The organism is Maccoyibacter intestinihominis (assembly GCF_040096355.1).
Classification (GTDB): Bacteria; Bacillota; Clostridia; order Lachnospirales; family Lachnospiraceae; genus Maccoyibacter; species Maccoyibacter intestinihominis.
Genome location: NZ_JBBMEX010000010.1, coordinates 83011 through 104918, shown reverse-complemented (window position 1 = coordinate 104918; position 21908 = coordinate 83011). Strand labels below are relative to the sequence as shown.

The window sequence follows — 21908 nt, the reverse complement described above, 5'->3', positions numbered from 1 at the left end:
CGGGAACAGAAAAAGCAAGGAAAGAACTTGAAGAAAGACTCGAGAAAAGGAAAGCAGAAAAGAAAGAGACAGAGGAAAGACTGGAAAAACAGCGTGCCGAAAAACAGGAGCAGGAAGAACGGCAATATGATCTGAAAATTGATGGAAAAGATGTAGATGACCTGACAGGAAAAATGGTGGAATTGGTAGGTACTTCAATTCCTATAGGAGTGACGGAAAGCGGAGTTTCGACATTTGATGTGCTGGCATAGAAACTGATATGAGTATGCCGGGATGTATTGACATGGAAGAAATGATGAGTTTGCACTTGATTATAAGACACCGGCTGAATGCTACTATCCGGCAATGCTGTTGCCATATGTAGCTTAGCATAAATGGGACTGGGGAAGGTTCAACTACTTTCCCTATGTTCTCTGTAACTTATCAACCATATCAGTTCATTATAAAAATCTCAGATTTTTGTCTTGACAACTGAGCCACTATAAAACCGGTAAAAAAGCAACTGGAAGTCGATTTTATTTGCAATAAGGGTTCTAAAAAGTATTATATCCAGTCAGCATATATGCTGGAGACGGAAGCAAAAATGGCACAGGAAATCCGCCCTTTTTTGAAAATAAATGATTCATTTAAGAAGATTGTAATTACATCTAATACACCAAAACCTTTTTATAATGATCAGGGTATTTTAATCATGAATGTATATGATTTTTTATTGAACGTAGAGTCATTGAAATTATAAAAAGCAACTGGTAAATTGGAATTTATGGAGATGACAGAACATTTAAAAATGACTTGGCGGGCAATTATGCAAGATAAAAACCATCATATAATTGTCAAAAAACTAGATGGAAAAATAGTTTCTTCTTGTGTTTGTGTGATTATTCCTAATTTGACAAGAAACATAAGACCATATGCGTTTATTGAAAATGTTGTCACACATTCAGATTATCGTGGAAAAGGATATGCAACGGAGTGCTTAAATTACGCAAAACAAATAGCAGAGAACACAAATTGTTATAAAATGATGCTGCTTACAGGTTCAAAGAAAAAAGAAATATTGAACTTTTATGGGAATGCGAGATATAACAGTACAGATAAAACAGCGTTTATTCAATGGATTGAATAATACAAGTTCCAATTTGTGGAGAAAAAATTATTATGATCAGAGCATTACAGAAAGCAGATATAGATAGCGTCACTGATATATGGTTGGATACCAATCTAAAAGCACATGATTCTATTCCGGCCCAATACTGGAATAGTAATTATGATTTAGTGAAATAATAGTTTTCACAACCGAATCCTTGACAAAGTCCAAAAGGGAGTTGTAAAATACGGATGTGCGTGGAAAAGGACTAGTACGGACGTGCGAAGTTACAGAGAAGAGATCAAACGCTGAGAGATCTCACTTTTTTATCCCCGGAACCTGCCTTGGAGCATTCAGATGAAAGTCTGGCGTAGAACCGGCGTTAACGGTGAAAGAGTGAACGCAATGCGTTAAACTGGGTGGTACCGCCGGAAGCTTTTCGGTCCCTGTAGGCAGGGAGGAAAGCTCCCGGCGTTTTAAGTTAGAAATGTAAGGAGAAAGAAAATGGCAAAGGATAAGAAATTAGTAGAAGCGATCACATCCATGGACACTGACTTCGCACAGTGGTATACCGATGTAGTAAAAAAGGCAGAACTGATCGCCTATTCATCCGTAAAAGGATGTATGATCATCAAACCGGCAGGCTATGCGATCTGGGAAAATATCCAGAAAGAGTTAGACCGCAGATTCAAAGAAACAGGTGTGGAAAATGTCTACATGCCAATGTTCATACCGGAGAGCCTGCTCCAGAAAGAAAAAGACCATGTAGAGGGCTTTGCACCGGAAGTTGCATGGGTAACACATGGAGGATTGAGCGAGTTACAGGAAAGACTCTGTGTCAGACCGACTTCCGAGACCCTGTTCTGTGATTTCTATAAAGACGACATCCAGTCCTACCGTGACCTGCCAAAACTGTATAACCAGTGGTGTTCCGTGGTAAGATGGGAAAAAGAGACAAGACCGTTTTTACGTTCCAGAGAATTTTTATGGCAGGAAGGCCATACGGCACATGCAACAGCAGAAGAGGCAGAAGAGAGAACCGTTCAGATGTTAAATGTCTATGCGGATTTCTGTGAGGAAGTCTTAGCGATGCCGGTCATCCGTGGTAGAAAGACAGAAAAAGAAAAATTTGCAGGAGCAGAGGCAACGTATACGATCGAAGCATTGATGCATGACGGAAAAGCACTGCAGTCCGGTACCAGCCATAACTTTGGCGATGGATTTGCAAAAGCATTTGGAATCCAGTATACCGATAAGAATAATAAATTACAGTATGTACATCAGACATCCTGGGGAATGACCACCCGTCTGATCGGTGCGATCATCATGGTACATGGAGATGACTCAGGTCTGGTGCTTCCACCTAGAATTGCACCGGTACAGACCATGGTAATTCCGATCCAGCAGCACAAAGAGGGTGTTTTAGAAAAAGCACAGGAAGTAAAAGAAGGCTTAGTGCAGGCAGGAATCGCAGCCGGATTAGATGACAGTGACAAGAGTCCGGGATGGAAATTCTCCGAACAGGAAATGCGTGGAATCCCGGTTCGTGTAGAGTTAGGACCAAAAGACATCGAGGCAGGAAAATGTGTACTGGTACGTCGTGACACCAGAGAAAAGACAGAGTGTGCGATTGAGGATGTGGCACAGACTGTAAAAGAATTATTAGAAACGATCCAAAGAGAAATGTTTGAACGTGCGAAAGCACATCGTGATTCCCACATTTCCGATGCACATGACTATGCAGAATTTAAGAGAGCCGTAGAAAATAAACCGGGATTTATCCGCGGAATGTGGTGCGGCGATCAGGCATGTGAGGACAAGATCAAAGAAGAGACAACAGCAACTTCCCGTTGTATGCCGTTTGAAGATCAGGAGCATATCGCAGATACCTGTGTCTGCTGTGGAAAACCGGCACACAAACTGGTATACTGGGGAAAAGCATATTAAAATTTGTAATGCTATGCAATGACGCAATGTAATAGAAAGGAATCGTATGAGGATACAGCTTCCCGTTAAAGTAGACAACATCATAAAGACGCTTGAAGCGGCAGGCTATGAAGCATTTGCGGTTGGCGGCTGTATCCGGGACAGTGTCCTTGGAAGAACGCCGCAGGACTGGGATATTACCACTTCGGCAAAGCCGCAGGATGTAAAACGGCTGTTTTCACATACGATCGATACCGGAATCCAACATGGAACCGTAACGGTCATGTTAGAGCATGAAGGCTTTGAAGTAACGACTTATCGGATCGACGGCGAATATGAAGATGCCCGTCATCCGAAAGAAGTTACTTATACGGTGAATTTATTAGAGGATTTAAAACGCCGGGATTTTACGATTAATGCCATGGCGTACAATGAGAGCCGTGGGCTGGTGGATGCCTTTGACGGAATGGGTGATCTGCAAAAAAAAGTGATCCGCTGCGTGGGAAATCCAAAAGAGCGTTTTACGGAGGATGCATTGCGGATGCTTCGGGCATTGCGGTTTGCGGCACAGCTTGGTTTTGAAGTGGAAGAACAGACCTTTGCGGCGATCCGGGAACTGGCACAGACGATTGAAAAGATCAGTGCAGAGAGGATACAGACAGAACTGGTCAAACTGCTGACTTCAGATCATCCGGAACTGATCCGGGAAGTCTATACAAGCGGGATCTCCGATGTGATACTGCCGGAGTTTTCCGTATTGATGCAGACAGAGCAGAACAATCCGCATCACTGTTATACGGTGGGAGAGCATACGATCCATGTGGTACAGCAGGTAGAGAATCAAAAAGTCCTGCGTCTGGCGGCGCTGTTTCACGATATTGCAAAGCCGGTATGCAAGACAACGGATGAGACAGGAGTCGATCATTTTTACGGACATCCGAAAGAAGGTGCAAAGATGGCACATCGCATTTTCCGAAGGTTAAAATTTGATGTGGATACGATGCAAAAAGTCTGCGGACTGGTGGAATGGCATGACGACAATCCGAACCTGACACCGGCAGGGATACGAAAAGCTATATACCGTGTAGGTGAAGAACGATATCCGGATCTGTTCGCATTAAAACGTGCGGATGTATTATCACAGAGCGGCTACCGCAGAGAAGAAAAGTTAGCATATATTCAGAGTTATCAGAAGCTCTATGAAGAGATCATAGAGCAAAAGGATTGTCTGAGTTTAAAGAAACTTGCTGTCAACGGCAGGGATCTGATGGAGTTAGGGATCAAACCGGGAAAAAAAATCGGTCAGATCTTACAGAAACTATTAGAAGAAGTCTTAGAAGAACCGGATAAAAACAAAAAAGAATATTTACTCGAACGGGTAAAACAGACATATCAATAACCCCTTTTTCATATGATAGAGAGACACAGAATTGCTGTGAATTGTCATGTGGAGGGGTTTTTGTGTATTATAAAGAAGAAACATTGTTTGAACAGTACCCGCTGGAACTGACAGATACATATAAAGGGCGTGGAGCTGTTTTTGCAATGACAGATATCGGGAGAGTTTATCTCAAAGAGTATTCCGGTTCCGCAGTAAAAGCGGAGTTTTTAGCAAAGTTATTAGAGTGCGTGAATGAACAGGGAATCCATACGGAAACAGTCATACAGACCACGGAGGGGGAATATCTTGCAAAAGACCCGGACGGAGTGTCCTACCTGTTGCGAAAATGGTGTGAAGGAAGGGAATGTAATACGGCAAGCTGGGATGAAATCCTGCGTTCGGCAGATATTTTAGCCTCCCTTCATGAAGCGATGAACCAGATGGAACATCCGTTAACAGAGGTGCTGGATACGGATGCCGGACGGCTGTTGCGTACCTATGAGAAACATACCAGAGAGCTTCGGACGGTCAGAAATTATACCAGAGGGCGGAAAAACAAGAGCGAATTTGAAAAAGAGTTCTTAGGACTTTACCCGAAATTTGAGGAGCAGGCATCTGAAATATTAGAAAGTCTGAGAGAACAGGAAGGGAAAAAAGAGGGCATGGGAATCTGCCATGGGGACTTTAACCAGCACAATATCGTGTTCCGGTCAGAATATGCAGCCGTGATCAGTTTTGACAATATCTGCTATGATGTGCAGATTGGGGATCTTGCAAGATTTATGCGTAAGATTTTAGAAAAAAACAACTGGAATATGGGACTGGGTATGGAAATGATACGGGCATACAGCGACAAAAAAGCAATGTCTCCATATGAGACAAAACAGCTTTATTTGCGGCTTGCCTATCCGGAAAAGTTCTGGAAGATCGCGAATCATTACTATAATGCAAATAAAGCGTGGGGATTTGGGCGTTATTTAGAGAAGTTAGAAAAGATCAAAGCGGAAGAAGAAAACAGGGAACAGTTTTTGGCGTATATGAAGCATTTTGCCTATTCCTAAAAGTGTATTCCGTAACAAACAATATTGGCATTTCCTAGGGAATCATGTATAATAAAATTTAGATGAGGTGACCTATGAAATACAGGAGAAAACACGGAATCATTTTCGTGACGATTCTTATCGGAATGCTTCTGACGGCAGGCTGCGGCAAGGCAAAAGAGAGCAATGTCACAGTTGGAAATAAAGTTCCGCAACTGGATACATCGACAGAAACATCCAAGAAAAAAACAAAAGGATCGGATAAAAAACAAGAATCAGAAGAAAAAACAGAAGAAAAGAAAGACGTCTATATCGTCTATCGGATAGATGATGAGACACAGACCATACGCCTTCAGAAAGTAAAAAACGGAAAATTTTCCGAGTATGGGATTTCGGATGCGACTGCATACAGAGACAAATACGGAGAGTTTACCAGTGAAGGAAATATTACAGAAGGCAGTCCGGTCCAGATCGGAACAGCCAATCAGGAAGGCAAACTTTCCTATATACAGCAGTCAGATCAGGTGTGGGAGCAGGATAACGTCGGGAAATTCTCGATAGATGAAGAGAAGAACATGATCGTGATCGGAAAAACCAAATATTATTATGATGATTCACTGTTGGTTTTTTTAGATGGTGAGCAGATATCTTTAGACACGATCACCGGAAATGATAAGCTGCGGGTTGCCGGAATGGATAAAAAGATCATCTCGGTCAATGTCACCAGTGGTCACGGTTTCATTGTGCTGACACATACGGATCTATTTGAAGGCGGAAGTATCAGCATTGGCGGGAAGCACATCTATAAGATAGAAAAAGATATGAATGTGGAGATCCCGGAGGGAACCTATCAGGTAACCGCCGCAAATGACGGATATGGAGATACAAAAGAAGTAACTGTCAAAAGGAATGAGACAACGGTTCTGAATCTGGATGAATATAAGGGTGAAGGACCGAAGATGGGTAAGGTTAAATTCATTCTTCAGCCGGAGGGAACGCAGTTGTCCATTGATGGAAAAGCAGCAGATGTTTCACAGCCGGTAGAGTTGAAGTATGGAACACACAAGCTGACGGTAACTTCAGAGAAATATGGAACACTTACCAGAAAGCTGGTAGTCGGTTCCGCAGAATCTGAGATCACCATTAACATGGGTACGGAAGCGAAGAAGGACAAAGAGGCAGAGGAGAAGAAATCATCGACAACAACCAATTCCTCGTCCACAGGAACGAATTCTTCCACAACGAACTCATTGAATAATAAGAAGTCGAGCAGTTCTGCAAACAGTTCCACAGGAACGACTTCCACGAAGAAGAACAGTACGGGAAACACCGGAAGTTCGACAAAGAAGAGTACTTCTGAAAACAGCGGAAGTACGACAAAAAAGAGTACAGGCACAGCAGGTACTTCGAGTACATCTACGGATAATAACAGTTTAAAACAGATCAGCGATTTTATATCCACAATACTGGATTAAAATAAAAAATGCACAGGAGGAATGAACATGGGTTATAAAGAAATGTATCAAAGCTGGCTTGACAATCCTTATTTTGACGAGGATACGAAAGCAGAACTAAAGAGTATTGCGGGAGATGACAAAGAGATTGAAGACCGGTTCTATACAGAGCTGGAGTTTGGTACCGCAGGTTTAAGAGGCGTGATCGGAGCAGGAATGAACCGTATGAACATTTATACGGTCCGTAAAGCAACGCAGGGACTTGCAAACTACATTAAAAAAGTCGGAAAAGAAGCACAGGGCGTTGCCATTGCTTTTGATTCAAGAAGAATGTCACCGGAGTTTGCAGACGAAGCAGCACTTTGCCTTGCGGCAAATGGAATCAAGGCATATGTATTTGAATCCTTAAGACCGACCCCGGAGCTTTCGTATGCAGTCAGAAAACTCGGATGTACCGCAGGAATCAATATTACGGCAAGCCACAATCCGCCGGAGTATAACGGATATAAAGTATATTGGGAAGATGGCGCACAGATTACCCCGCCACATGATAAAGGGATCATGGATGAGGTAAAGGCAGTGACCGATTTTGCAACAGTAAAGACCATGGAAAAAGAGGAGGCAAAAAAAGCAGGACTCTATGAAGTGATCGGAGCAGCCATTGATGATGCGTATATTGCAGAGCTGAAAAAACTGGTCGTACATCAGGATGCGATCGATCAGGTAAAAGATACACTTAAGATTGTATACACACCGCTTCACGGAACCGGTAATATCCCGGTCAGAAGAGTCTTAAAAGAGCTTGGCTTCCAGAATGTCTATGTAGTACCGGAGCAGGAAAAACCGGATGGCGAATTCCCAACCGTAAGCTATCCGAATCCGGAGGCAGAAGAAGCGTTTGTATTAGGACTTGCCATGGCAAAGAAGTTAGATGCGGACTTAGTGCTTGCAACAGACCCGGATGCAGACCGTCTTGGTGTATATGTAAAGGATTCTAAGACCGGAGAATACCACTCACTGACAGGAAATATGTCCGGATGTCTGATCGGAGATTATGTGATCGGTCAGAGAAAAGAGAGAGAGGGACTGCCAAAGGACGGAGCATTTATCAAATCTATTGTATCTACTAACATGGCAGATGCAATCGCAAAATATTACGGTATACAGCTTGTAGAAGTTTTAACAGGATTCAAATTCATCGGACAGAAGATGTTAGAATTTGAAACAAAAGGCACCGGAACCTATTTATTCGGTATGGAAGAAAGCTACGGCTGCCTGACCGGAACTTATGCAAGAGATAAAGATGCAGTAGTAGCTTCCATGACTCTGTGTGAGGCAGCAGCGTACTATAAGACACAGGGTAAGACCTTATGGGATGCCATGATCGATATGTATGAGAAATACGGCTACTACAAAGACGATGTAAAAGCCATTACGTTAAAAGGTATCGAAGGACTTGAAAAGATCCAGACCATTTTAGAGACACTTCGTGCAGATGCACCAAAGGAAATCGGTGGTTACAAGGTATTAAAAGTCAGAGATTATAAAAAAGATACCATTACGGATTTAGCAGACGGTAAGGTGACTCCGACCGGTCTGCCGGCATCCAATGTACTCTATTATGAGTTAGAAGATGATGCATGGGTATGCGTTCGTCCTTCCGGAACAGAGCCAAAAGTAAAGTTCTACTACGGAATCAAAGGAACCTCTTTAGAGGAGGCAGATGCGAAATCAGAAAGTCTTGGAAAAGAAGTCCTTGCAATGATAGAAAAAATGCTCTAATTCCCTATAAAATGGGTAAATTTTCTTGACAACCTGCACAAAAACAAGTATAAATATATTTGTAGGTAATTTGGGAAAAGATCTCGAAGATAGAATTTAGAGGAGGACATATTAAAATGAACAAGACAGAATTAGTTGCAGCAATGGCTGACAAAACAGAATTATCTAAAAAAGATGCAGAGGCAGCTTTAAAAGCATTCACAGATGTAGTTGCAGAAGAATTAAAGAAAGGTGAGAAGATCCAGTTAGTTGGCTTTGGTACATTTGAAGTATCTGAGAGAGCAGAGAGAACAGGAAGAAATCCTCAGACCGGAAAAGAGATGGTAATTCCTGCTTCTAAAGCACCAAAATTCAAAGCTGGTAAAGCATTAAAAGACATGATCAATGCTTAATCATCGGAATTTTACTGATTGATATAAAATGGCTCAAAACCGGTTTCGGTTTTGAGCTTTTTTTGGAGGAAAAGATGAGATTAGACAAATTTTTAAAAGTTTCCCGTCTGATAAAACGAAGAACCGTTGCAAATGAGGCGTGTGATGCAGGAAGAGTATCGGTAAACGGCAAAACAGCGAAAGCATCGGTCAATGTAAAGCCGGGGGACATCATAGAGATCCAGTTTGGACAAAAAAACGTCAAGGTAGAAGTGGTAAGCCTTGCAGAAAGTACGAAAAAAGAAGACGCAAAAGATATGTTCCGTTATCTGTAAAAAAGGAATAAACACAGTTCTTCCTAATATAATGTAAAGAGGACATCCGTTCTCAGATTAGGAGGAAATATGATGGAAGAACGCAGTGCTGCAAAATCACATAAAATCATTCTTGGCAATCGCAGAACCGGAAATTTTACCGGAGTACGGGATGTGATCTCTTTTGACCCAAAGGAAATTCTTTTAGAGACAGAAATGGGAATGCTTCAGATCAAAGGCGAAGACCTCCACGTCAGCCGCCTGACACTTGACAAGGGCGAGGTGGACGTTCAGGGGATCGTGACCAGCATGGTCTATTCTGAGGTAGAGAACTATGGTAAAAAAGCAGAAAACTTCTTAGGAAAACTGTTCCGATGATCGCGGTCAGTGAAGGAATCCATCAGGAACTGATCTTTTTACTGATCTCGGTTGCCTTAGGCGAAGGACTGATCATACTCTATGATATCTTTCGGATATTCCGACAGATCATCCCACACGGAGTCATTTGGACAGCCATAGAAGATGTCTGCTATTGGGTGGTCTGCGCCCTGTTGGTCTTTGGCATGGTATTTCGTACCAACGATGGACTGGTGCGGGGATTTTCCATTGGCGGGATTCTTTTGGGAATGTTGTTTTACAATCATTTTGTCAGTCCTTTTTTTGTAAAATATCTCTCCCTGTTTTTCAGGAAAATTATGGTTATTTTAAAAAAGGGATTGAAAAAAATAGTGCAGGCAGTTAAAATTGTATTATACAGACTTTAAAGAATCTTAAGAAACTTTAAGTTGGGAGAAGATAGTATGGCGGGCAGACGGAGAAAAAAAAGAAAGCAGAACGGAAATGGAAAGATATGGATTTCCATTATTGTGGCAACACTTTTGATCGTGATGTCAGTGCAGATCGTAGGTTTGTACAATAAGAAAGAGACTTATATGGCAAAAGAGTCCTCTTTAAAAACACAGTTAGAAGATGAAAAAAATCGTTCGCAGGAGATAAAAGATTACGAGGAATACACCAAGACACAGAAGTTCATTGAAGATATGGCAAAGAGCAGACTGGGTCTGGTATATGATAACGAAGTGATATTTAAGAAAAAGTAGAAGTCGGCAGGGAGTCGGCTTCTTTTTTGTATATAGGAAATTTTTCAATTTCCTATATAGCAAAAACCCTTCGGGCAGAATCGCACTGCGGCGGAAAGGAATTGTGTCGCAGATGCGACCCGCCGCAGGCGGAGAATCCTGTAAGCAGGATTCTTTTTTAATTAGCAACATGAAAATAAAGTTGTCATATAAGGTGACAGGTTTTAGTAGTCAGAATCAAAGAAAAAATAATTGACATATTTTGGAATAACTGCTATACCTAAATAGAAATTAATATTTTAATATATTAATTGATCTACATAAGAGGGGAGGTATGAGGAATGGAAACGCAATTCGATTATTCAAGGGTTATTTCTCAGGCGAATGCCATATCAGAATGTGAAGTTCAACTTTCAAATCAAATAAAATCACTGACTCAAATTGAAGAAGAGTGTCGCAACATCTGGCAGGGGATAGCGGCAAATGCTTTTGTGGGGAAAATGCATGAATTGTATGACATTATGAATAAGACTGTAGTCCAGATGGCTGACTTAACATCCACAATGCGTGCTCATGCACAAAAAATTCACCAAAAAAATGAGTAGCAGGAATCATGGTGTACGGCTAAAGATGAGTTGACGGTACTGATATATTGTGAAAGGGGAGAAGATATGTCATGGATTTATGTTGATTTTGAAGGGATGAACTATATTAATGCTGGTTTTTCTACAGCGATTTCCCAAATGTGTGTACTAAAGTCCAAATATCAAAGAATTGTTGAAGGATGTGATGCCGAGTTATTGTATGAAACCGAGGTTAGTGTTGCTATAGAGCAGATTTCAAGAGCATTAGGAAAACATATAGAAGCATTGAAACAATTGCAAAAGGGGATGACCTACGCATATAATTGTTATTTTGCATTAGAGGCTAAAAGGGTTGCTTATCAAATTGAGCATACAAAAAATGGGAAAAGATTAGATGTACAATCAAGTGATAAATATAAATATCTGGAATCTTTTTGGTCTGAATATGGATGGGCAGAGCTTCTTTCGGGTGCAGGATATATGGGAACTATCTATGACTTTATTAGTGATATAAGAGAAGGAAAAACATGGATGGATTTTATTCACATGGGCGTAGATGTTCGTCAGTTTTGTTCTAGTGCTGCACAGACATATAAGAATTATAAAAAAATCGGAAATATTGTAGGAGAAAAGCAGGCAAAAGAATGGTGGTTTAAGAATATTACAGGGTTGCGACCGCTTGGGCGTGCATCCACTGCAAAAAAATGGACAACACGCTTTAAGAATAATCTGACAAATCAAACGTCACCATTTCATGCACAATGGGAAGGAATAGTAGGGGATGCAAAAGGAATAAACAGTAAAGCTGCAATGGGAGCTTTTTGGGGAGGTGTTTGTATTGATGGAGTTGCCAATTGGTATAGCAATAAAGAAGAACAGGCTCGTTCTAATGGTACAATGTCGGATGAGAGAGTAGCAGCTGAAACTATAACAGAGACAGCGATTGGTGCAGTGATGGGTCATGGTTCGGAGATTGTTGTAGGTGCAGCAGTAACTGCTACCTTGGGTACAGCAGCGGCTCCGGGTGTAGTCGTGATTGCTATCAGTGGTGCCGTTGTGGCAGGTTTTAATACAGGAGTGAAAGCACTAACCGGCGAAACAGCCACTGAATGGGCATCGGATATGATACTTGATACAGGCGAAAATATCATAGACTCCGTGGGAAATGCAATTGCAGCATTAACACATTAGAAAGAAATATAAAGATATGATGAATAATTACATAATAATATGGAGGAAACAAAAATGGAAAATATTAAAGAATTATTACCAACAGGTTCAGTTGTACGTTTAGTAGATGGAGAGAAATACTTAATGATTGTCGGTGTAATGCAGACAATGGCAGGAATACGCAAAAAGGAATGCGACTATTTAGGGGTTCTTTATCCGGAAGGCTATCTTGGAGATGAATTTCTATATGGCTTTAACCATGTAGATGTAGAAGAGATTGTATTTCGTGGATATGAGGATCAGGAAAGAGAAGAATTTTTAACTAAACTTTCGGATTTGTATGCGGAAAGGGATCAGAAGAAGGAAAAAAGAAAGGGAAGGTTTTTACGATAGGGATAAATACAGTTTTATAGGAGATATTATAGATGCTAAAAAGAGAAGATGTTTATTATATCGTAGTACCGATAGTAACTTGGGTAATAAGTCTCTTATGTACCTATATTTTTAATAATATTACTGGAACAAAACAGTGGAGACTAAAACGGGAAAAATCTCCGGGAGAGAGATATATAGAATATTTTGTAAGAATTATTGTTATAGGAGCTTTGATTCTTTTTCTGAATATGTTAATTGAAGGCTTTATCAGCTCATTCATAGGGACTCCTTTGCGTGTAGGGGAATATATTGGTGTAGTAATATATATTGGACTTTTCGTGTTTCTATATATCAAAATGAGAAAAATAGATATAGATGAAGATGATAAAGAGATATTTATAAAGAAGGATATGGAAGAATGTAAAAGAACGAGGAACGTTAGATTGTTACGTCAAATACCAATTATACTTTCTGGTTTGCTCTGGGGTTACACAATTACAAGACATATTGGAGAAGCTGTACCTCAGTTTATTTCAAATATTGCGAGATATGTACCGATAGTTACAACACTTGGTGGGGTGGTGTACGATTTTATATGCATAATATTTTTAAAAGGGGAAGGAGAGTTCTTATATGATAAAGTAAAGTTTGTTTTTTATGATAATAGTGTTTTGGAGAATATTAAGGTTGAGAACATATCACAAAACAAGAGTTGGATTACAGCTAAAAACCAAGAAAACACGGAGTATAGATTTAGAGTTAAAGATATAAAGACAATTGAGTATAGTAATACTGAAAATCAAATAGAATGTGAACAGGAATAGATGATTGTATTAGTTTCTAGTTTATAATAAGCCACAAGTACAAGTCAGGGAATCCTGCTGTGACTGTAGCGGCAATATAGAAGTTCCCACACTCTGTCCCAGTATCAGAAATTCCCGGACAGGACGTCCGGGAAAGGTGCTGCCTGAGTCAGGATGACGAATCAGCACCGGTTTCGTACGGAGCCATAACCCAGAGCAGAGTGAGCGGAACTTCTGATTGCCGATACCGGAAACAGCAGAGACGCTGACTTGTACTTCACGCAAATATAAACATCACCCCCTTCAAAAACATCAACTCCCTAAAAACCCATAAATACGGGAAACGAAGTAAAATTTTGGAGAAAAGTTTTTTAGAACGATTCCGCACTTTGACAAACATCGCAAAAGAATATCACTATAATAGCCTTCAGTCGCCCGCAAAGGGAAAAAACAGGATTGGAGGTTTTTTTATGAAAAGAATCAGGACAAAAGAGATTATTCTATATGTATTGGGAATATTGTTTTGCAAGGTGGAGATCGCAGACTGCTATCCGTTGATACCGGCATATTTTACGGCACTCTATATCAGTATGGAAAGCCGTTGGCTGACGCTCGGGGCGTGTTTTGTGGGAATGGCATGTTTCCTGCCGGTGACACAGCTTACCAAATACGGAGTGGCAATGGCGGGAATTATCCTGATCATCCATCTGATCGAATGGGTAGATAAAAATTGCAGAGCCAGATATGCAGCAGTGACGGCGGGAGCGGTGACAACGCTGATATCGCTTGGCGGTAATCTGCTGTCCGTAAAAGGAAGAGGATACATCACCACTTCTATATTAGAAGGAATTTTTATATTTGCAGTCGTCAGTTTAGGGTGCCGTGTGCTACATATGCTGCTGCATGGCAAAGAGATCATGGAGATCGCAAAAGAAGAAGATCGGAAAGAGCAACGTCTATTAAATTATGCAGAATCGTTCAACGGACTGTCTGAGGCATTTGTGAAAATGAGTGCCGGGCAGGAAAAAGCATCGGAGGAGGAAATCGGACAGGTACAAAACGAGATTACCGGAAAAATCTGTGTGTCCTGTGACATGTGCCAGGTCTGTTGGGAAAAAGACAGTCCGATCTACGGTCTGTTTGGTAGTCTGATGGAGTCGATAGAAAAATTCGGAAGAGCAGAAAAAGAATATGAGGACAGGCTTCGGGACTGCTGCCCATATGCAGACGATATCACGAGAGAAGCGGTCCGGATATTTGAACGGATGAAAGTCAATGCGGCATGGTACAACAGGTTGTTGAGCAACCGGGAAATGATAGCCCAGCAGTTAGACGCCATGGCATTTATCATGGAAGATTGTGCAAAGGATTATGAAGATCTGACCCTGCAGGAAAAAAATATGCTGTCGCAGGTGCGTTTTTTAGCAAAAGACCGGGGCTTTCTTATCAGTAATATCCATCTGTATCAAAAACAAAATGGGAGACTGCAACTGGTTACAACGGTACGGACAAAAGCGGGCTGTCAGCCGGTCAAGGAATATAGGGAAGCAGTCAGCCGTGGAATGGGAAAGACGATGATACAGCACAAAGACAGCAGAAATCTGATCGGTATCGAGCCGTGTAAAATTGTCTTTGAGGAAGATACCAAATATCATACGATCCACGGAGTCGCACGTCTGACGAAAGATGAGGCGGTGGTTTCCGGTGATAATTTTTCATTCTTAGAATTAGAAAACGGGCAGGATATTTTATGTCTGTCGGACGGTATGGGTTCCGGTATCGATGCGTGTAAAGAGAGTGAGACGGTCATAGAGCTGATGGAAAAATTTTTAGAAGCAGGTTTTTCCAAAGAAACGGCGATCCGCATGATGAATTCGGCGATGGTCATCCGCGGAGAGGAGGATATTTTTTCAACGATCGATATGGCGGCAGTAGACCTCTATGAAGGAGAGGCAGAATTTTATAAAGTGGGAGCGGCGGCAACATTTATCAGGAGAAAAGAAGGAGTAGAGTGCCTGTTATCCACCAGCCTGCCGGTCGGAGTGTCCTATAAAATGGAAATAGATGGAGTAAAAAAACAGCTGGAAGACGGGGATTTTCTTGTCATGGTATCCGATGGTGTGCTAGAATATCTCCATGTGGATGAGCCGGAAGAGACGATGGGAGAGATCATAGAATCTTTAGATACGAACAATCCCGGCAGACTTGCAAAGGGAATTTTAGAGCGGGTAATGCTCTATACAGGAGGAAAAGTAATGGATGACATGACCGTGTTAACGGCAGGCATCTGGGAGAAATAATGTTAGAAGAAGCAAAGAAGTTTACAAAAGAACATCATATGATAGAAGAGGGCAGCCGGGTCATAGCGGGAGTGTCGGGAGGAGCCGATTCCGTATGCCTGCTGCTCCTTCTGTTAGAACTGCAAAAAGAAATGACGTTTGAACTGCGGGTTGTCCATGTGGAGCATGGGATCCGCGGACAGGAGAGCCTTGCAGACTGTGAATTTGTAGAAAAAATGTGTGGCAGGCTTGGCGTTGAATGTAAAAGCCATTATATTGATGTGCCAAAAGAGGCAAAACAGTGTGGACGGACGTTAGAAGAAACGGCACGGCTTATGCGCTATGAAATTTTTGAAAAAGAAGCCGAAAGCTGGGGCGGGGCAAAGATCGCAGTTGCCCATAACCGCGGAGATGATGCGGAGACAGTGCTGTTTCATCTGATCCGTGGAAGCGGATTGTCGGGAATGCGGGGCATCCTTCCGGTACGAGGGAATGTCATCCGTCCGCTTCTGCATACCGGACGGGAAGAAATCCTGTCTTATTTAGAAGAAAAAAAACAGCCTTATTGTGTGGATGCAACAAACCGTGATGAGCATTACACCAGAAACTGCATCCGGGCGCAGATCATGCCAAGACTGATCGAAATGAATCCGCAGGCAGAAGCCCATATCCAAAAGACCGCAGACATTATGAAAGAAGCGGAGTCCTATATAGGAAGGCAAACAAAAAAGGCGGCAGAAACCTGTGTGAGCATTCATGGAGATGACATTCTTATAAGAAAGGAACCGTTTGAAACACAAGATCCCCTGATAAAAAAAGAAGTGCTAAAGCTGGCATTAGAACAGGCAGCGGGTGCGATGCAGGACATCACAACCGTGCATCTTGAGCTGCTCGAACAGCTTTTTTCCAGTCAGTGCGGAAGAAGGATATCCCTGCCTTATGGAGTGCAGGCATACCGTATCTATGAAGGGATCAGACTGTGCCGGGAAACAGAAGCAGTGCAGGATAGCATAGGAGAAGTACTGTGCCCCAAAAGTGAGATCGAACAGGCAGGAACAGAGGGAATCTCCTGTGGACCATTTACGATGCGATTGTTAGAGGACACAGCTTTTTCACAAGAAATTCCGCAAAAAACGTATACGAAATGGTTCGACTATGATAAGATAAAGAGTGATTTGTCAGCAAGAACCCGAAAAGAGGGGGATTATATTTGCTGTAATGAAGAGGGGAAGACCCAGAAGCTGAAAAAATACTTTGTCAATGAAAAAGTGGAGGCAAAGGAGCGGGGCAGAATTCCGCTTTTAGCAGAGGGAGCCCACATACTCTGGATTGTCGGGTACCGTATCAGTACCTATTATAAGATAAGTCAGGAGACAAAAAGAATATTAGAAGTACGATTTAATGGAGGAAAAGAAAATGACTGAATCAGTTCGGGTGTTGATTCCAGAAGAGGAAGTCAACAAAAGAATTAAGGAAATGGCAGAAAAGATCAGTGCCGATATCGGAGATGAGACAATTACGCTGATCTGTATCCTGAAAGGCTCTGTATTTTTTTCCTGTGAACTGGCAAAAAATATCAAGGGGTCGGTCATGCTGGATTTTATGTCCGTAACAAGCTACGGAGATGATACAAAGTCAAGCGGAGTAGTGAAGATCATCAAAGATTTAGATGACCCGTTAGAGGGCAAAAATGTATTAGTTGTGGAAGACATTATTGATTCAGGAAGAACCCTGAGTTATCTATTGAAAAATTTAAAGGCACGAAATCCGAAAAGTTTGAGATTATGCACGCTTTTGGATAAACCGGATCGCCGGGTGGTAGATGTCAGTGTGGATTATGTCGGATTTGAGATTCCGGACGAATTCGTAGTTGGTTTTGGACTGGATTATGCACAGAGATATAGAAATCTGCCTTATATTGGAGTGCTGGAATTTAATGAGTAAAAGGAGGTTTCTAATTGAAGAAAAATTATAGAGGAATCGGATTTTATATCGGGCTGGTTCTGATCGTGATCCTGGTCTGGTATCTGTTGGGTAACAGCCAGGATACGGCAGGCGCATACACCTATGCGGAATTTGAAAAAGCATTGGACAAAGATGAAGTGGTAGCAGTTACGATACAGCAGAACCGCGAGATCCCGACCGGAGTATTGCGGATCACATTAAAAAATGAACAGAGTGTCAAACTGAATGTTTCCGATGTAAACGATGCACAGCAGTTGATGGAGAAATATGATTTTGATTCTTATGTCATGCGGAATGTGCCGTCGGAGAACTGGCTGACATCCCTGTTACCGCTGCTAGTAGTATTTGCGGCAATGTTCATCCTGTTTATGTTGATGAATAATCAGAATGCCGGAGCAGGCGGCAACTCCAAAATGATGAATTTTGGAAAAAGCAGGGCAAAGATGAGCACCGATGAGAATAAGAAGGTTACCTTTGACAATGTAGCGGGACTGCGTGAGGAAAAAGAAGAGTTAGAGGAAATCGTAGATTTCCTGCGTTCCCCGAGAAAATATACGAAGTTAGGTGCAAGAATCCCGAAAGGAGTCTTATTAGTAGGCCCTCCGGGAACAGGTAAGACCTTACTTGCAAAAGCCATCGCAGGAGAAGCAGGAGTGCCGTTTTTCAGCATTTCCGGTTCAGACTTCGTAGAGATGTTTGTCGGAGTCGGAGCTTCCCGTGTCAGGGATTTATTTGAAGAAGCCAAGAAAAATGCACCGTGTATCGTATTCATCGATGAGATTGATGCAGTGGCAAGGCGCAGAGGAACCGGAATGGGTGGCGGTCACGATGAACGTGAGCAGACGTTGAACCAGCTCTTAGTAGAGATGGACGGTTTCGGTGTCAATGAAGGCATCATTGTCATGGCAGCAACGAACCGTGTGGATATTTTAGATCCGGCAATCATGCGTCCGGGACGTTTTGACAGAAAAGTGCATGTGGGAAGACCGGATATCGGTGGCCGTGAAGAGATCTTAAAAGTTCATGCAAAAAATAAACCGTTAGGCGATGATGTAGACTTACAGCAGATCGCACAGACAACTGCAGGATTCACAGGTGCAGATTTAGAGAACCTGTTAAACGAAGCGGCGATCGTAGCGGCAAGAGAAGACCGTGCCTATATCGTACAGGCAGATATCCGCCGTTCCTTCGTAAAAGTCGGGATCGGGGCGGAGAAGAAGAGCCGTATTATCAGTGATAAAGAGAAAAAGATCACGGCTTATCACGAATCTGGGCATGCAATTTTATTCCATGTACTTCCGGATGTCGGACCGGTATATTCCGTATCGATCATACCGACCGGAGCAGGAGCGGCAGGATATACCATGCCATTACCGGAAAAAGACGAAATGTTTAATACCAGGGGCAGAATGTTACAGGAGATCACAGTAGACTTAGGCGGACGTGTGGCTGAGGAACTGATCTTTGATGACATTACAACAGGTGCATCCCAGGATATCAAGCAGGCAACGGCATTAGCAAGAGCAATGGTAACGAAGTTCGGTATGTCCGAGGATATAGGACTGATCAACTATGCAAACGAGGACGATGAAGTATTCATCGGACGCGATCTTGCACATACCCGTGGTTACGGCGAGGATGTTGCATCCAAGATCGATGCCGAAATAAAACGAATTATTGACGAATGCCATGAAGAGGCAAAGAAGATCATCAGTGCACACAAAGATGTGTTAGATGCCTGCGTAGAGCTTCTTTTAGAAAAAGAGAAGATCACCAGAGAAGAGTTCGAAGCACTGTTTGAAAACCGTTCCGGACTGTAAAAGGCAGATTACAAAGAAAAACAGCGAAAATACACGAAAATTGTGAAAAATGAATTCTAAAAAAGAAGGGTATGTAAAAAGGGTCTGTATAATCTGTACAGAAAGTTCGTGAAAAAATTATCAATTTTGTGCACACTTATCTGTAGACAGATGCTACAATAATAACCGTAAAAACCCCCCAATACATTATATAGTTTTTGCTACACCCCATAGTAAAAATACCTTCTCCCAAAAGACAGTTTAACGACTGTCTTTTTTGTTTTATATCCCTTTTTCGGGAGAAAGGAATATGTTATAATTGACACATAAATATGTAAAGAGGTTGAAGTATGAATCAGAAGTCCATTTATGATCTGAGCAGGATCGAGCGGTATATGATGCAGATGCGTCCGGTGCTCAGTAAAAAGGCATTGTTTTCAGATGGAACTAAGGATTACCGCAGTCCTGCCGAACCAAGGGAAAATGACAAAGTAACGATTCGTTTCAGAACAAAGCGTGACAACGTGGATATGGTCTGGCTCTGTTCCAGGGAGAAAAAGCAACGGATGAAAAGGACAGAGACCAAGTGGGATTTTGACTATTATTCCGTAGAGATCCAGCTTGGAAGCGAACCGTTTTTCTATTATTTCAAAGTCGTAACCGGAATTTTGGAATGTTACTATGACAGATACGGTGTGAACGATAAACCGAGAGAAGAATATTATTTTTGCATCGTGCCGGGATTTTCCACTCCGGAATGGGCAAAGGGAGCGGTCATGTATCAGATCTTAGTAGACCGCTTCTATAATGGAAATCCGGCAGGAGATGTGTTAGACGGCGAGTATTACTATGTGGATGGTCCTACAAAGCATGTAGAGAACTGGGCACACTGTCCGCAGGGGATCAGCGTCCGTGAATTTTATGGCGGAGATTTAGAGGGAGTCAGACAAAAGCTCGACTATTTGCAGGAGCTTGGAATCGAAGTACTCTATTTTAATCCGTTATTCGTATCACCGTCTAATCATAAATACGACTGTCAGGACTATGATTATATCGACCCGCATGTGAGTAACATTGTGGTCGATGAAGGAGCAGTTTTACCGGAAGGCTGCAAAGACAATACACAGGCGGCACGTTATATTACGCGAGTGACCGATAAGCGTAACTTAGAGGCGAGCAATGCATATTTTGCAAAATTTGTAGAAGAAGTGCATGCACATGGCATGAAGATTATTTTAGACGGAGTCTTTAATCACTGCGGTTCCTTCCACAAATGGTTAGACCGTGAGAAATTATACGAGCAACAGGGCGGATATGCACCGGGAGCTTATGTCAGCAGGGAAAGCCCGTATCGTGATTTTTTTGCATTCCAGAATCAGGAAGCATGGCCGGATAACGGAAGTTATGAGGGCTGGTGGGGCTTCGAGACACTTCCGAAGCTGAATTATGAGGGTTCACAGGAATTGTGGAACTATGTGCTGGATATCGGAAGAAAATGGGTATCTCATCCATATAATGTAGACGGCTGGAGACTGGACGTGGCAGCAGACTTAGGACACAGCCCGGAGGTCAACCATCGTTTCTGGAAAGAATTCAGAAAAGCAGTCAAAGAGGCAAACCCAAATGCGGTGATCTTAGCAGAGCACTATGGTGATCCGAAATCGTGGCTTTTAGGAGATGAGTGGGACACGATCATGAATTACGATGCATTTATGGAGCCGATTACCTGGTTTTTGACCGGAATGGAAAAGCACAGCGATGAATATCGTGGTGAGTGTTTCGGAAATCCGGGAGATTTTGAAGGAGCAATGCGTCATCATATGACCCGTTTTATGACATCTTCTTTGCAGTGTGCCATGAATGAGCTGTCTAACCATGACCATTCCCGCTTTTTAACGCGTACTAATAAAAAAGTAGGAAGAGCAGAACAATTAGGAACGGATGCGGCAGGCAGAGGCATCAACAAAGGCGTGATGAAAGAAGCCGTAGTCTTTCAGATGACATGGCCCGGCGCGCCGACTCTTTACTATGGAGACGAAGTAGGACAGGTAGGATTTACAGACCCGGATAACCGCAGAACTTATCCGTGGGGAAATGAGGATATGGATCTTTTGAATTTCCATCGGGAAATGATCAGAATCCACAAAGAGCATGAAGCATTTAAGACCGGTTCGATACAGTTCGTATGGGGCGAGTACAACTTCTTATGTTATGCGCGTTATAATCGCAGGGAACATTTTTTAGTGGTACTTAACAACGATGCGGTCAGCCGTACCGTAGAGATGGTCGTATGGCCGGTGGGACTGCCAAAAGAATGTGAGTTAGAGCAGATCATGTATTCCCATGAGGGGGGATATTCCACCAATCCGGTGACCTATGAGGTAAAGGGCGGAAAACTGAACATCACCCTGACGGAATTTTCGGCAGTGGTACTGCGTCTGAAAGAGACCTCCGGCGGAGCCCTCCCGGATTAAAGGACAAAAAAATTTGAAAAAATAA

General features: G+C 42.3%; 22 protein-coding genes and 1 pseudogene. 22 read left to right on the top strand and 1 reads right to left on the bottom strand.

Annotation, left to right across the window (positions count from 1 at the left end; all coding sequences use genetic code 11):
• The 17 genes and pseudogenes from WMO43_RS10630 to WMO43_RS10550 form a co-directional block, all read left to right on the top strand.
• Nucleotides 1–251 (top strand): annotated as a pseudogene (locus tag WMO43_RS10630) (DUF6033 family protein); the annotation flags it as partial.
• Between the two features lie 518 nt (nt 252–769).
• A complete protein-coding gene (locus WMO43_RS10625) occupies nt 770–1126 on the top strand; it encodes a GNAT family N-acetyltransferase (protein ID WP_353531142.1) in 357 nt (118 codons plus the stop codon).
• 32 nt (nt 1127–1158) lie between these two features.
• Nucleotides 1159–1284 carry a GNAT family protein gene (locus WMO43_RS10620; RefSeq protein ID WP_353531141.1) on the top strand — a complete coding sequence of 42 codons (126 nt, stop codon included), beginning with the start codon at nt 1159–1161 and terminating at the stop codon, nt 1282–1284.
• 307 nt (nt 1285–1591) lie between these two features.
• Nucleotides 1592–3034: a proline--tRNA ligase gene (gene proS / locus WMO43_RS10615; RefSeq protein ID WP_177962987.1), complete on the top strand. Its 1443-nt coding sequence runs from the start codon at nt 1592–1594 to the stop codon at nt 3032–3034.
• A 46-nt stretch (nt 3035–3080) separates the two neighbouring features.
• Nucleotides 3081–4412: a CCA tRNA nucleotidyltransferase gene (locus WMO43_RS10610; protein ID WP_177962988.1), complete on the top strand. Its 1332-nt coding sequence runs from the start codon at nt 3081–3083 to the stop codon at nt 4410–4412.
• 62 nt (nt 4413–4474) lie between these two features.
• A complete protein-coding gene (locus tag WMO43_RS10605) occupies nt 4475–5455 on the top strand; it encodes a CotS family spore coat protein (protein ID WP_353531140.1) in 981 nt (326 codons plus the stop codon).
• Between the two features lie 74 nt (nt 5456–5529).
• Nucleotides 5530–6909 (top strand): peptidase associated/transthyretin-like domain-containing protein, encoded by a 1380-nt coding sequence (locus tag WMO43_RS10600; protein ID WP_353531139.1) that lies wholly within the window; start codon nt 5530–5532, stop codon nt 6907–6909.
• Nucleotides 6910–6936: 27 nt separating this feature from the next.
• Nucleotides 6937–8670: a phospho-sugar mutase gene (locus tag WMO43_RS10595; protein ID WP_353531138.1), complete on the top strand. Its 1734-nt coding sequence runs from the start codon at nt 6937–6939 to the stop codon at nt 8668–8670.
• 116 nt (nt 8671–8786) lie between these two features.
• Nucleotides 8787–9062: an HU family DNA-binding protein gene (locus WMO43_RS10590; protein WP_177962992.1), complete on the top strand. Its 276-nt coding sequence runs from the start codon at nt 8787–8789 to the stop codon at nt 9060–9062.
• A gap of 74 nt (nt 9063–9136) precedes the next feature.
• Nucleotides 9137–9376 carry an RNA-binding S4 domain-containing protein gene (locus tag WMO43_RS10585; RefSeq protein WP_178051139.1) on the top strand — a complete coding sequence of 80 codons (240 nt, stop codon included), beginning with the start codon at nt 9137–9139 and terminating at the stop codon, nt 9374–9376.
• Nucleotides 9377–9448: 72 nt separating this feature from the next.
• Nucleotides 9449–9733 carry a sporulation protein YabP gene (gene yabP, locus WMO43_RS10580; protein ID WP_177962994.1) on the top strand — a complete coding sequence of 95 codons (285 nt, stop codon included), beginning with the start codon at nt 9449–9451 and terminating at the stop codon, nt 9731–9733.
• On the top strand, nt 9730–10119 hold the full coding sequence (gene yabQ, locus WMO43_RS10575; protein WP_353531137.1) for a spore cortex biosynthesis protein YabQ: 390 nt from the start codon (nt 9730–9732) through the stop codon (nt 10117–10119). The genes yabP and yabQ overlap by 4 nt, the downstream gene beginning before the upstream one ends.
• Before the next feature lie 36 nt (nt 10120–10155).
• Nucleotides 10156–10455 carry a septum formation initiator family protein gene (locus WMO43_RS10570; protein WP_177962996.1) on the top strand — a complete coding sequence of 100 codons (300 nt, stop codon included), beginning with the start codon at nt 10156–10158 and terminating at the stop codon, nt 10453–10455.
• A 320-nt stretch (nt 10456–10775) separates the two neighbouring features.
• The gene (locus WMO43_RS10565; RefSeq protein ID WP_353531136.1) at nt 10776–11039 is read left to right on the top strand and encodes a WXG100 family type VII secretion target; all 264 of its coding nucleotides are present in this window, start codon (nt 10776–10778) and stop codon (nt 11037–11039) included.
• Nucleotides 11040–11105: 66 nt separating this feature from the next.
• Entirely contained in the window at nt 11106–12209 is a 1104-nt protein-coding gene (locus tag WMO43_RS10560) for a hypothetical protein (protein ID WP_353531135.1), read from the top strand.
• Nucleotides 12210–12263: 54 nt separating this feature from the next.
• A complete protein-coding gene (locus WMO43_RS10555; RefSeq protein ID WP_353531134.1) occupies nt 12264–12581 on the top strand; it encodes a DUF4176 domain-containing protein in 318 nt (105 codons plus the stop codon).
• Between the two features lie 32 nt (nt 12582–12613).
• Nucleotides 12614–13387, top strand: a complete 774-nt coding sequence (locus WMO43_RS10550; protein ID WP_353531132.1) for a hypothetical protein — start codon at nt 12614–12616, stop codon at nt 13385–13387.
• 21 nt (nt 13388–13408) lie between these two features.
• Here the strand turns inward: WMO43_RS10550 and WMO43_RS10545 are convergent, their stop codons facing one another.
• Nucleotides 13409–13651 carry a hypothetical protein gene (locus WMO43_RS10545; RefSeq protein ID WP_353531131.1) on the bottom strand — a complete coding sequence of 81 codons (243 nt, stop codon included), beginning with the start codon at nt 13649–13651 and terminating at the stop codon, nt 13409–13411.
• Between the two features lie 185 nt (nt 13652–13836).
• On the opposite strand from WMO43_RS10545, the gene WMO43_RS10540 reads away from it, so the two are divergent.
• From WMO43_RS10540 to WMO43_RS10520, 5 genes are all read left to right on the top strand, one after another.
• Nucleotides 13837–15666, top strand: a complete 1830-nt coding sequence (locus tag WMO43_RS10540; RefSeq protein WP_177962332.1) for a SpoIIE family protein phosphatase — start codon at nt 13837–13839, stop codon at nt 15664–15666.
• Nucleotides 15666–17069, top strand: a complete 1404-nt coding sequence (gene tilS / locus WMO43_RS10535) for a tRNA lysidine(34) synthetase TilS (protein WP_353531130.1) — start codon at nt 15666–15668, stop codon at nt 17067–17069. Before WMO43_RS10540 ends, tilS begins: the two co-directional genes overlap by 1 nt.
• Nucleotides 17062–17589 (top strand): hypoxanthine phosphoribosyltransferase, encoded by a 528-nt coding sequence (gene hpt / locus WMO43_RS10530; RefSeq protein WP_177962334.1) that lies wholly within the window; start codon nt 17062–17064, stop codon nt 17587–17589. Before tilS ends, hpt begins: the two co-directional genes overlap by 8 nt.
• A gap of 14 nt (nt 17590–17603) precedes the next feature.
• Nucleotides 17604–19430 carry an ATP-dependent zinc metalloprotease FtsH gene (ftsH, locus tag WMO43_RS10525; RefSeq protein WP_353531129.1) on the top strand — a complete coding sequence of 609 codons (1827 nt, stop codon included), beginning with the start codon at nt 17604–17606 and terminating at the stop codon, nt 19428–19430.
• 329 nt (nt 19431–19759) lie between these two features.
• On the top strand, nt 19760–21883 hold the full coding sequence (locus WMO43_RS10520; RefSeq protein ID WP_353531128.1) for a glycoside hydrolase family 13 protein: 2124 nt from the start codon (nt 19760–19762) through the stop codon (nt 21881–21883).
• Nucleotides 21884–21908 lie beyond the last annotated feature (25 nt).